Raw genomic sequence first — 12,246 nt, forward strand, 5'->3', positions numbered from 1 at the left:
CTTGTCACGCGTGATCCTTTCGATGAAGGAGCACGACGATGAGCACACCGATTTCCACCGCGTTTTCCCACGTCAGGCCGCAGGACACCGCGTATCGCGGCGAAGGCCTGCGCGACTTCTTCCTGTATCGCGATCTCGGCATCGCGGCCGCGACGCACGGCAAAGTCGTCGCGCAACTCGTCAGGGCCAATCATGCACCGGTGGCGGGCACCGGCTGGCACCGTCACGAGGCCGAGTTCCATATCGTGATCATGCTGAAGGGCTGGGCGCGCTTCATGTACGGCGAGCAGGAGACGCTGGTGGCTGCCGGCGACTGCGTGCACCAGGCGCCGGGGATCGTCCACTACCTGTTCGACTACTCGCCGGACATGGAGTACCTGGAGATCGTCGGGCCGGCCGATTTCAAGTCGATCGACGTCGACGGGCCGTGCGCGGTGCCGCCGCCGACGCCGTGGGGCGAGGCGGGGGCTTAGCCTTCACGCGTTCCCGTGCACGCAATCGACAAACCGCCTGCGGGCGGTTTTTTGTTGGTCTGCCGAGGCTTGCGATCCGCGTCCCTCGCTCCGACGCGATGCTTCGAATTCCGAAGGGTCGAGAAGCTGAAGATCCGGAAAGAAAAGAAAGACATTCGTCAGCTTCGGCCGTCGATTGACGGTGCGATGTCAAAGATCGTCAATTGCGCGTCGGTACGGTGCACGGCCTGTCGGCGCCAGGCGTTAAGGAGGTACCAGCCGGATCGCCGGTTGACCTATCCGGGAGAGTTTCACCATGAACCGCATCGCGAAGATCCTGACGGCAACTGCACTGGCTTGTGTCGTGCTCGTGCCGGCACTGGCCGAAGCGCATTCGCACCGCGTGTGCCACTTCGATCATCACCACCACCGTGTGTGCCGCTGGGTGCGGTAACCGAGGCTTTGCCCGGGGATGACCCGGACGCTTTCATCATTCAGGCAAATCAGGAGAGGATCATGAACAAGACGATGTTGATCGCCGCGCTGGTCGCCGGCATGGGTATGTCGATCGGTGCGTTCGCGCAGGTTCCGGCCAACGCGCCGGCCGGCACGACCGGTCTGTGCAAGGACGGCTCGTTCTACTCGGGCGCGTCGAAGAAGGGCGCTTGTGCAGGCCACAAGGGCGTGAAGACGTGGTATGGCGCGTCGGCTGCAACTGCGGCGAGCGCACCGGCCGCAGCACCGGCGACGGCGGCTTCGGCTGCGCCGGCATCGGGCACCGCTCCCGCGAAGAGCGCCGCCGCGACGACGGCAGCCGCAGCGCCGGGCGGCGGCCCGGGCAAGGTGTGGGCGAACGACAGCACGAAGGTCTATCACTGCTCGACCGACAAGTACTACGGCAAGACGAAGCACGGCAGCTACATGTCGGAAGCCGACGCGAAGGCGAAGGGCTACCACGCGTCGCACGGCAAGGCTTGCTCGTAACGCTCAGGGCCGGCGCGCGCGAGCATTCGCTCGCGCGTCGCCCGAACGCAGCGGCAACCGTCGCCCCGCCTCTTCGGCGGGGCGATTTATTTGCAACGCTGCGCACGCTCAGTGCGCGTGATGCGATCGCGTGTCAGTCGCCGCATCGCTTCCGGTTGCGCGCGCATCGAGCAGGGCGCGCAGCGTCACGTAGTGGGTGCCGCTCGTGTCGCCTTCCGCATTCGCGGTGCGATCGTACGGCTCGTTGTCATGGATCGTCGCCCGCACGATCGGATAGATCTGCGTTTCCCACCGGCTGCCGTTGAACACGCCGTAGTGCCCCACACCCGTCTGTACGTGGTGCGTCTTCAGATACGGCGGTAACCCCGAACACAATTCCTGCGCGGCCACTGTCTGGCCTACCGCGCAGATATCGTCTTTTTCGCCTTCGATCGTCAACAGCGCGGTGCGATGAATCGCCGCCGGCTCGACGAGCCTGTTGCCGACCGTCAGCTCGCCGCGCGCGAGCGCGTATTGCTGAAACACCTTCTCGACCGTTTCCAGATAGAACTCCGCGGTGAGGTCAGCCGTCGCGAAGTATTCGTCGTAGAAGTGCCGCAATGTATCGGCCTTCGTGGGATCGCCTTTCGCGCGCTCGTAATACAGATCGGCGAACGACGCCGCGTGCCGGTCCGGATTCATCGACATGAACGCGCCGACCTGCACGAAGCCCGGATACACACATCGCTGCGCGCCGACGAAACCCGCCGGCACGACGCTGATCAGGTGATGCGCGAACCATTCGATCGGCTGGCTCGTCGCGAGCGCGTTGACCTTCGTCGGATTCACGCGGCAGTCGATCGGGCCGGCCATCAGCGTCAGGCTCGCGGGCTGAGCCGGATCGCCGCCGGCCGCCATCAGCGCGACCGCCGCGAGCGCGGCGACGGTCGGCTGACAGATCGCGAGCACGTGCGCGTCGGGGCCGATCTGGCGGATGAAGTCGATCACGTGCGCAACGTATTCGTCGAAGCCGAAGCGTCCGGCCGTCAGCGGAATGTCGCGCGGGTTGTGCCAGTCGGTGATGTACACGTCGTGATCGGCCAGCATCGTGTGCACGGTGCCGCGCAGCAGCGTCGCGAAGTGCCCGGACATCGGTGCGACGATCAGCACGCGCGGCTGGCGCGCGACCGGCCGCGCCTTGCGGAAATGCAGCAGCGTCGCGAACGGCGTGGCCGCTGCCGCTTCCTCGACGATCGGCACCGTGTCGCCGTCGACGACGATCGATTCGATCCCGAACGGCGGACGCCGATGCGAGAACGCGCAGCATTCGAGCAGTTCGCACAGCGCGTCGAGCATGCGGCCGGTCGGCGTCGACGTGGCGGGCGGCCACAGCGACATCGTCGCGCGCGTGGCCGCCGCCCACGCACGCGCCGGGCGCAGGCATTCGGCAGACCATTGATAAAACGGATAGGCAAGCAGATTCATGACCGTCGCTCGTTGCGCCGTGTTGCAAGGAACGAGGCAAGCCGTGTGCCAGCGTGCGGCTGGCACGCGCGTTGCACGCGGTTCGGGAGCGCGGCGCGCGGGCGGCACGTGACGACGGATGGACGCAGGCGACGCGTTGCCGCGCCGGTCTCGCGTGCGATGCGTGCCGCGCCAATGTGCGGCGCTGCGCCAGTTCGGCGAATGCGCCGCACCGGCATGGTGCGGGTAGCGACGTGACGCATCCGTTTTCGGTGCAGGGGTACGAACGGCAATCAGCAGGGGAGCGACATGGAATCCACCGGACAGACGACGCTGACCATCAGCAGCCGCAATTACTCGTCGTGGTCGATGCGCGGCTGGCTGCTCGCGAAACTGAGCGGGCTCGCGTTCGAGACGGTCAGCGTGCCGATCGATGCCGCGTCGCGCGCGGAGTTGCTGCTGCTGTCGCCGTCGATCCTCGTGCCGTGCCTGACCCACGACGGCAGCACGGTGTGGGATACGCTCGCGATCGCCGAATACCTGAACGAGATCCGGCCGCAGGCGCGGCTGCTGCCCGACGACCGGCACGCGCGTGCGCATTGCCGGTCGATCTGCGGCGAGATGCATTCCGGGTTCAGCGCGTTGCGATCGGCGCTGCCGATGAACCTGCGCGCGCATTTCCCCGGCTTCCGGATCTGGTCGCGCGCGCAGCACGACATCCAGCGGATCGTCACGATCTGGCGCGAGTGCCTGGCCGCATACGGCGGGCCCTGGTTGTTCGGCGCGGAGATCGGCATTGCCGATGCGATGTACGCGCCGGTCGTCACGCGCTTCCTGACGTACGACGTGAAGCTCGAACCGGACGTCGCGGAGTACTGCATGCGCGTGCTCGCGCATCCGTTCGTCGCGGAGTGGATCGAGGCGGCGAAGGCCGAGCATGAAGACATCGACGAACTCGACATGGAGTTCTGACGCGTGCGATCGCGGCACGCTTTCAATTTCACTACAGGTGCACGGGACGAAACGAACGTTCGATGCGCTCGCGCAACCCGCAAACGTTTTACCTTGATTTCGGTTCGAACCGAGCATGAATTCCCTAAAGGATGTTGAGCCCGATGACGTAAACGAGTCACGGGGATGACTCGCGATCGCATGCTTTCGATGTGCGACGCGCAGTCCGCAATAACCAGCGCAGCAGGGGAATCGACTTGAATCGTCAGCAATCGTGGACGCGTACGGCGGCGCCCGGGGAAATCATTTATTCCGAGGGCTTCGCCGGCGAGCCCGTCATCTTTCTGATTACCGACGGCAAGGTCGAGCTGTCCACGCGATGCGACGACAAGCGCGTGATCGTCGCGACGCTCGGCCGCGGCGAGTTCTTCGGTGAATCCGCGCTGCTTGCCGCCGAGCCGCGCGCACATACCGCGAAGGCGCTTTCATTCTGTCAGCTCACGGTCGTGCCGGCCGGAATGCTCGACGAGGAAATCGAGCGCGTGTCCGCGCTGCTGCGCCACATCGTGCGGACGATGATTCGCCGCGTGAAGCGCAAGGACGACCAGCTTGCCACCTATACGCACGCGGACTTCATGCCGGGCGTGCTGTCGTACGCGCATGTGCTGTCGCTGATGGCGGGTGCCGACGCGCGCGAAGCGGGCGATGCCTGGGCGCGGCGGCCGATGCAGGCGCATGCGGCCGAGACGTCGGTGCCGCTTGCCGAAGTGATCCGCAAATGCCGCGCGATTGCCGGCCATTCGCGACCGCACGTGCTCGCGATGCTGCGACGCATGGAGAAGCTCAATCTCGTCACGATCGAAGCCGCGCAGGCCGACCTCGCCGGCGGCGCAGCCGACTATGCGGCTTCGTCGGATGCGCGCCAGGTCGTCACCTTCGATGCGGCGCGCGTGATCGATCGCGCGCAGCAGGTCGCCGATCACGATCTCGACCTGTCGATCAACAGCGAACTCGAACTCATCGAACTCGCCGATCTCGAATCGCTGATCGGTGTCGAAAAGACGCTGCTGCTCAACAAGCTGTCGAACGGCGAGATTGCCGACGAAGTGTTCGCGTTCCGCAAATCGAAGGTGCTCAGCTACGTCGAGCAAAAGGGCGTTGCGTACTTTTCGCGGCGCAACGGGCGTCGCGGCGGCGACGTGCGCGCGCTGGAGGATCTCGTGTGGGTCGACCAGCGCACGCTGTTCGACGTGATCAGCGCGTTCGATACGTACGACCTCGCGAAGCTGATCGCGAATCTCGACGATCGCGCGGTGGCCGACAAGCTGTTTTCCGTGATGACCGAGGCGCGCCGCAACGAGGTGTCGTGGGTGATGCGTCGCGAACTCAAGCTCGATCCGGTCGAGGTCGAGGAGATCGAGCAGCGCGTGCTGGATGCCGTGCGTGCGGCGAAGGCGCCTGCGGCGGGCGTGGCGCCGGTGGCGTCGACATCGGCATCGGATGCGTGAGACGGAGGCGCGTATGGATCTGTTGACCCTGGCCGGTGTGGTGCTCGGCGGCGCGGCGATCGTGTTCGGTTTCGCGCTGGAAGGCGGGCATTTCTCGATGCTGTTCCAGTTCGAGGCGCTCGTGATCGTGCTCGGCGGCACGCTCGGCGCGGTGATGATCCAGAACACGTGGGCACGCTTCTTCGACGCGGTGAAGCAACTGCGGCTCGCGTTCGTGCGCGCACGCGAGGTCGATCGCAAGAACCTGTCCGACCTGCTCGAATGGGGCGATCGCGCGAAAGTCGACGGGCTGCTCGCGTTCGAATCGATGGACGTGAGCGGGATTCATCCGTTCGCGCGCCGCGGGCTCGAACTGCTGGCGAACGGCGTGTCGACTGCCGTGCTCGAGGATGCGTTGCAGCGCGAACTCGATGCGTACGAGCGCAGCCGCCTCGCGGCCGTGCGCGTGTGGCAGCAGGCCGGCGGCTATGCGCCGACGTTCGGCATTCTCGGCTCGGTGCTCGGACTCGTGCAGGTGACGAGCCATATTCTCGAACCGGCGCAGCTCGGGCCGGGCATCGCGGTTGCGTTTGTCGCGACGCTGTACGGCCTCGCATTTGCGAACCTCGTGTTCCTGCCGCTGTACGGCAAGCTGCGCGCGCAGATCGACAGCGAGATGCGATTCCGCAAGCTGTATCTCGACGGGTTGCTCGCGATTTCGCGCAAGGAGTCGCCGCATACGATCGAGACGCGCCTGACCGGTGACGTGCGCGGGCGTGCGGCGGAATCGCTGGCTTGATGCGCGTGTGCTTGTTCAGGTGCCAGCGCCGTATGACGAACCGGGATGCTCGACCGCATGACAGCTCGAACTGACGGCGCATCCGCTGCCGATCGCGACGATGACGAACTCGAAGGCGCGCAGTCCGGGCGCTGGCTGATTTCGTACGCGGATCTCATCACGACGCTGATGGTGCTGTTTCTCGCGCTGTATGTGCTGCAGCTCGCGAAATACAACGCGCTCGATGCGCGGTACCAGACGCTTGCACGGCAGGCTGGTGGTGCTGCGAGCGCTGCCGATTCGGTAACGCCCGGCCATGCGCCGCCGTGGCTCGCACTGCTCGATTCGTTGAAGTCGAATGGCCGGATTTCGTTGGTGAAGGCGCCGCACGGCGTCGAGATCGGGATCGATGCGAAGATCCTGTTCAATGTCGGCGATGCGCGCTTGCTGCCCGATTCGTCGCCGGTGCTGAACCAGATTGCGCAGGCGCTGAGCGATCATGCGACCGGCGACATCCTCGTCGAAGGCCACACGGACAGCGTACCGATCGCGAACGCGAAATACGAATCGAACTGGGAGCTGTCGTCGGCGCGAGCGGGGAGTGTCGTGCGCTACCTGACCGAGCGCGGAGTTGCACCACATCGGCTGGCGGCGATCGGCCGGGCCGATACGCAGCCGCTCGTCGCGGGTGACGATGCCGCGTCGCGGGCGCGAAACCGGCGTGTCACGATCTTCGTTGCATACTGATCGGCGTTTAATGATCGTTGTTCCAGCACATATAGGCGGCCGAATATGCCCGCCTGTCATCAACATAACGAATCTCGCATGATTGGTATCTGAAATCAGCGATGAGGTTCTGCGCGTGCATGCCGATAACTCAAACTGGCTCAGACCGAGCGGTTATCGAGGGTTCCCCATGCATTTCTGGCGCAAGCTTTCCATTCAGAACAAGCTGATTCTCAGCATGACGAGTTGTCTGCTCGTGTTCGTCGCGATTTCGAGCGGGCTCAGCGTCCGTCTGATCGGCAACGCGGTGCGCGATCGTGTCGTCCGCGAAGAGCTGCCGACGGCCGTGAACGGCATTCGCGCCGACGTGCAGCGCCAGATGGCCGGCCCGATCGCCGCGTCGCGCATCCTCGCGCGCGATGCGTTCGTGCTGCAATGGGAAGCCGACGGCGAACCCGATGCCGGCACGCGCAACTGGATCCAGCTGGCGAAGAACGTGAAGGACGAGCAGAAGGCGGCGTCCGTGCAGTGGGTGTCGGTCAAGAGCGGCAACTACTACACCGAAGCCGGCCTGCAGCGGAAGGTGACCGACAAGGATCAGTGGCTGACCAATTTCCTGTCGTCGGGCAAGACGTTCGACGTGAACATGGATCGCGAGGCGACCGTCGGCGGCTACATGATGTTCATCAACAGCCGCGTGGAACTCGACGGCGTGCCGATCGGCGCGGCATGCATGAGCTTGTCCGTCGATGCGCTCGCGAAGGGCATCTCGGCCTACCGGATCGGCGAGACCGGCTACGCGTATCTCGTGCGTCCTGACGGCGCGATCATGATGCATCGCGATACGTCGCTGATCGACGGCAAGCATTTCCTGAAGGATGAGCAGGGCCTGCCGGGCGATGCGTCGTCGACGCTGCTCGCCGGCAAGCCGTATGCGTACCTGAGCTACGAGGGTGACGGCGGCGCGCGCTTCATCGCGACGTCGTTCATTCCGGAGCTGAATGCGTATGTCGTCGTCGAGGTGCCGCAGGCTGAATTGCTTGGGCCGGTGACGCGGGCAATCCGCAGCGCGGCGCTGGTTGCGGCGGTAGTGGGGCTCGGGGTTGCGCTGCTCGTGATCTGGCTGGTGGGCCGCGCGATTGCCGCGCCGATCCGCCGCGCGGCGACGCTGCTGTCGGAGATCGCCAGCGGCCAGGGCGACCTGACGCGCCGCATGACGGTCGAGAGCCAGGACGAGATCGGGCAGTTGTCGGATGCGTTCAACCGGTTCGTGTCGTCGCTGTCGACGCTGGTTCACCGGATTCGTGCGGCGTCGGCTTCGATTGCGACCGGATCGGCGCAGATTGCTTCGGGGAATGCGGATCTGAGCGAGCGGACCGAAGGCCAGTCGAGCAACCTGGAGCGGACGGCTTCGTCAATGGAAGAGATCACGGCCGTGGTGCGCAACAACACCGAGACGGCGACGACGGCCGCGAAGATGATCAACGGCGCGTCGGATACGGCGGCGCGCGGCGGGCAGGTGGTGGGCGAGGTCGTGACGACGATGGAGCAGATCAGCGACGCGTCGCAGCGGATCTCCGAGATCATCGTGATGATCGACAGCATTTCGTTCCAGACGAATATTCTGGCTTTGAATGCGGCTGTGGAAGCGGCGCGGGCCGGGGAGCAGGGGCGCGGGTTCGCGGTCGTGGCTTCGGAAGTGCGGAATCTGGCGCAGCGCAGCGCGCAGGCGGCGAAGGAGATCAAGGCGCTGATCGAACACAGCGCGGGGACGGTGAATACCGGGTCGCGGCTGGTGAGTGAGGCGGGGAAGGTGATGAGCGACGTTGTCTCGCAGGTTCAGGGCGTGAGCGCGATGATGAGCGAGATTGCCGAGGCGAGCCTGGAGCAGAGTGCCGGGATCGATCAGATTGGCGATGCGGTGCAGTCGCTCGATCAGATGACGCAGCAGAATGCGGCTTTGGTCGAGGAAAGCGCGGCGGCGGCGGCGAGTTTGAAGCAGCAGGCGGCGGAGTTGACCAAGCTGGTGTCGGCTTTCAAGGTGGATGAGTAAAGGCTGATTCGCGATTTAGAACTGGGGCGTTTCTAAGGGACGGCTGCCGTGGGTTCACGGTGGCCGTTTTTGCATGTTGGCGCGGGATTTGGTGACGTCTATAGAAATGAAACGCATTTCCAGGTTGACGGTTGGGGTGGGGCGAAGGGTGTCGGGTCGCCGACGGAGTCGTATCTGGCTTATCGGGAGAAGGTTGCGGCAGAAGTTGGTGCGGCGAAGATGGAAGATCAGGCGGATCTGGATAAGAAAAATGCGGCCGACGTGAAAGGGTTTTCTGCGAAGGCGGGGAGTGTCGTGCAGAGCGTTGTGGCCGATGACGGGACGACGCCCGGGCCAGATGGGCTGTTCTTGACGTCGGATAGCGGGAGGGTGAATCTGCTCGTTACGACGGTCTTGCTTTTGAAGGCTTGGGCCAAGAGGGCGAATGCGGGGATCAAGTCTACGGATGATGTTGCTAGGACGTAATATGGCAAACGATCTGAACCAGGCAGCCTATTGGATTACGTTTATTCTTGAGCGCTGCCCATTTCCAAATCGAGACGCGCTTGCCGCGCAGTTCTTGAATGCAGAGATCGTCAGACTCTGTGAGTGTGGATGCAACACCTTTGGCCTGTCGTTGGTCGCGCCCGATAAAGTTCCTCCCATTGCCATCGCTTCAAGTGGACAGCCCTATCGAAGGGTGTTTGAAGCGGACTTCCGGGATCGGAGGGAACCGGAAGGCTGGGGGTCGATTGAGATTTTGCTCTTTGCCGACGAGTCAGGTCATCTAGCCGATGTCGAAATCGACTATTGCGGAAACGGCATACCCATGCCTGAAAGTCTGGATCCGGAAGCCATGCCTTATAACGTCTTCGTCAGCGAATCGCTCATTTCGTAGAGCGAGTGGCTGCAGTGGATCGAGAGTGCCTATTCGCTGAGCCTGACAGCAGACGTTCGGTGCAGATGATCAGCCGAACGTCCGCAAGGTAGCGTCAAGTCGACCTACCGCGGCCGACACGTGAACGCCTGCGAAGGCCGAGCACTTGCTGCTCAGCGCGCAGGCACGGGACCACGGATATCCGGTTGAACAGAGCTGTTGAGGCTGCGCGGGTTCCAACGGCGGTAGTAGACCGATTGATCGCCATATCCTCCACGAAGCGATCGACAACTTGGAACTATACTGGGCAACCTGGAGGCCTCCATGACCGATCACGACAGACTGCATCCACTACGCCCGCTCCTGAAAAATTGGGTTTGGGAACATGGTCGAATCGGGACTCGCTATCTGGACTGCGTTGATGGCGAAATCAGGTTTGACGAGGGTAAGAAGTCGCATTTCGCGGCCGAGAAATATATCTACGTGCCCCTTTGCAAGGACGCTGAAGACGATGCATCTGCCGAGGGTCCAGCGATCCAGGAGGCTGGACTTGCCCGGTTTTTGCGGGCCGCGCAGTTGGGTACGCCGGAGGAAGCCGGTTCTGTAGCGGATGTCCAGCGCGCAGTGCAGGACTGCGTGGAGATTGGCCTGTTCAGCGCATATCAACGGGAGGCTCGAAAGGCGTTTGCCCGATACGCGCAGGAACCAATGTTCGATGACGAGATCCGCGCGGCGGTTGTCGACGACATCCGGAGTATTTACGCCGGCATGCGGGAGCAACTGGCGCTGTATGATTTCAGTGTGCTCCACGGCTTGCCCATGCCGCTGCTTATCGGCGACACGCCCTTTATCGACTGGCGCGTGCGTGCCAGTCCGGCACTGCCGTTTGTATCGCTCCCGCTGGGACCTTATTGCCTGCTGGTAGGCGCGCCGTCAGGCAGGAAAAGCCGAATCGCCCCGGTGGTCTGGAAGGCCGCTGCCGCGATGGGCCCGTTGAAGGAGCACAACCGCCAAATCGAGGAGCAGGCGCGTCTGTGGCTGGTGGCGACCACGGATGACCAACTCGTCGCTGCGCAAAGCCGCATTGCTGCGGCCATCGGCTCCAGGCAAGGGAATGTGAAACCCTGACCGAAGTTGACCTAAAGCAGATCGTCGGCGGTGGCTGAGTTATGAGCGGTAGGCCGTTGCCTTGTCGGGCGGTTACGCTTGAACCTTGTTCTGCGACCTGCCGCGCCCGGTTGCTTTCATCGCTGTGCTTGCGGTGCAGCAAAATGAGTATCCTGTTGCCCGAGAGGCACCCGATGAGTGGCGCACTGGAAGGCGTGAACCATGCCGTGAGCGTTATCAACATTTGATCCAAGTTTGGGAAATGCCATTTTGGATGAGTCAGCGTTGGAACTTACGAAGCCGCGTGTTTCGTTGTTGCGGGCAAGTACCTCATGCACGCGTGTCATGCGTGTCGGAACTATGCTTGCGATGACTATGCTTTGGTCAGGTCTTGCAAGCGCAGAACCGCAGTCCACTCTACGCCTTGCATTGCCTGGCGGAGCAGCAGTGCTCTATAGCAATGCTGCGAACCCTCAAGATCCATTGCCCCGTCGGGTCTGGAAGAAAGCGGTTTTCTCGTTTCCGAATGGAGCGACGTTCGGCCTGCTACCACGAGCAGGTGAGTCGAGCACCGGTGGCGGAACGCAGATGGAGCCTCCTAACAAATGGAATATCGCTCCTTCCGGTCAATATGTAATCGTTATGCGAAACGACCAGGGAACAGTGTTCACGGGGCAAGGGCAAACGGAAGCGGTACTGAACCGGGAGTACTGTTCCATGATTGAGATAAAGACAGGCTGCATTACGGCCGAGCAAACCGGAGAGATTTGCGGAGCAGGATGGCAACCGAATCAAGGTGCCCAGTGGAGTACAGATTCCCAAACTTCGATGATGCTCACGCGAGATCGTCCCTCGGCAAGCAGTAAGTTGACCTCCATCAACGCAGGACAGCCCCCACACTGATGCGCGATGCTTCGGGGGCCGACAATCTCTTGCGGTGTGACCCACTTTCCTCGGCCAATCGCGAGTCCTATCGGAAAATCGCAGCGGCTCTAAAGGCGGACGGGGCCCGCTTCGATGCGCAACTGGTGGATACGGCGCTTTCGAAAGGCTCTGCCACGTCTGGAGGTACGCCGGTAGAGCAAGGAGTGGGTGTTGAAGGCCCGACCGCTGCGGTGTCGGTCGCAAAAGCGACTCTGTTCACAGCCCCAGACGACACGACCGCAAGTCGAGCCTACCTCGTCCAGAATGATGTCGTAACTGTACTGAAGCAGTCTCCGACTGGGTGGGCTTACGTGGACTACGTGAACGCATCGGGTAAACATCTGCTTCGTTGGATCAAAGTCGATCAGATCTCGATCAAGCAATGATGCAAGTTGCCAAGCCCCACTCGTTAGTTTTGTCGGGCCTGAATAGCTCGCTCTAACAACGACATCTGCCTCAGTCCGCTCGAAGGAGCCGCGTGTCGA

11 protein-coding genes are annotated in these 12,246 nt (G+C 63.0%); 10 read left to right on the top strand and 1 reads right to left on the bottom strand.

Going from position 1 to position 12,246, the window contains the following annotated elements:
• Window positions 1–38 precede the first annotated feature (38 nt).
• The 3 genes from OHZ10_RS22750 (at window position 39) to OHZ10_RS22760 (ending at window position 1,436) form a co-directional block, all read left to right on the top strand.
• Window positions 39–473 (top strand): cupin domain-containing protein, encoded by a 435-nt coding sequence (locus OHZ10_RS22750; protein WP_174993085.1) that lies wholly within the window; start codon window positions 39–41, stop codon window positions 471–473.
• 295 nt (window positions 474–768) lie between these two features.
• A complete protein-coding gene (locus OHZ10_RS22755; RefSeq protein WP_174993086.1) occupies window positions 769–906 on the top strand; it encodes an HHHH-motif protein in 138 nt (45 codons plus the stop codon).
• A 62-nt stretch (window positions 907–968) separates the two neighbouring features.
• On the top strand, window positions 969–1,436 hold the full coding sequence (locus tag OHZ10_RS22760; protein WP_342705837.1) for a hypothetical protein: 468 nt from the start codon (window positions 969–971) through the stop codon (window positions 1,434–1,436).
• Window positions 1,437–1,544: 108 nt separating this feature from the next.
• Here OHZ10_RS22760 and OHZ10_RS22765 read toward each other — a convergent pair whose 3' ends face one another.
• The gene (locus OHZ10_RS22765; RefSeq protein WP_342705838.1) at window positions 1,545–2,900 is read right to left on the bottom strand and encodes a polyhydroxyalkanoate depolymerase; all 1,356 of its coding nucleotides are present in this window, start codon (window positions 2,898–2,900) and stop codon (window positions 1,545–1,547) included.
• 288 nt (window positions 2,901–3,188) lie between these two features.
• Between OHZ10_RS22765 and OHZ10_RS22770 the strand changes: the two genes are divergently transcribed.
• From OHZ10_RS22770 to OHZ10_RS22800, 7 genes are all read left to right on the top strand, one after another.
• Entirely contained in the window at window positions 3,189–3,851 is a 663-nt protein-coding gene (locus OHZ10_RS22770; protein WP_059237427.1) for a glutathione S-transferase family protein, read from the top strand.
• A gap of 236 nt (window positions 3,852–4,087) precedes the next feature.
• Complete coding sequence (locus tag OHZ10_RS22775) at window positions 4,088–5,338, top strand: Crp/Fnr family transcriptional regulator (RefSeq protein WP_059237426.1); 1,251 nt, start codon at window positions 4,088–4,090, stop codon at window positions 5,336–5,338.
• 13 nt (window positions 5,339–5,351) lie between these two features.
• Window positions 5,352–6,116, top strand: coding sequence for a flagellar motor protein (locus OHZ10_RS22780; protein WP_059237425.1), 765 nt, complete (start codon window positions 5,352–5,354; stop codon window positions 6,114–6,116).
• A 57-nt stretch (window positions 6,117–6,173) separates the two neighbouring features.
• Entirely contained in the window at window positions 6,174–6,842 is a 669-nt protein-coding gene (locus OHZ10_RS22785) for an OmpA/MotB family protein (RefSeq protein ID WP_174993088.1), read from the top strand.
• A 169-nt stretch (window positions 6,843–7,011) separates the two neighbouring features.
• Window positions 7,012–8,874, top strand: coding sequence for a methyl-accepting chemotaxis protein (locus tag OHZ10_RS22790; protein WP_342705839.1), 1,863 nt, complete (start codon window positions 7,012–7,014; stop codon window positions 8,872–8,874).
• A gap of 466 nt (window positions 8,875–9,340) precedes the next feature.
• Window positions 9,341–9,751 (top strand): hypothetical protein, encoded by a 411-nt coding sequence (locus OHZ10_RS22795; protein ID WP_174993057.1) that lies wholly within the window; start codon window positions 9,341–9,343, stop codon window positions 9,749–9,751.
• Window positions 9,752–10,054: 303 nt separating this feature from the next.
• Window positions 10,055–10,858 carry a hypothetical protein gene (locus OHZ10_RS22800; protein WP_174993092.1) on the top strand — a complete coding sequence of 268 codons (804 nt, stop codon included), beginning with the start codon at window positions 10,055–10,057 and terminating at the stop codon, window positions 10,856–10,858.
• The last annotated feature ends 1,388 nt before the right edge of the window (window positions 10,859–12,246 follow it).

The sequence above is a fragment of the Burkholderia arboris genome, from assembly GCF_038723655.1.
Classification (GTDB): Bacteria; Pseudomonadota; Gammaproteobacteria; order Burkholderiales; family Burkholderiaceae; genus Burkholderia; species Burkholderia arboris.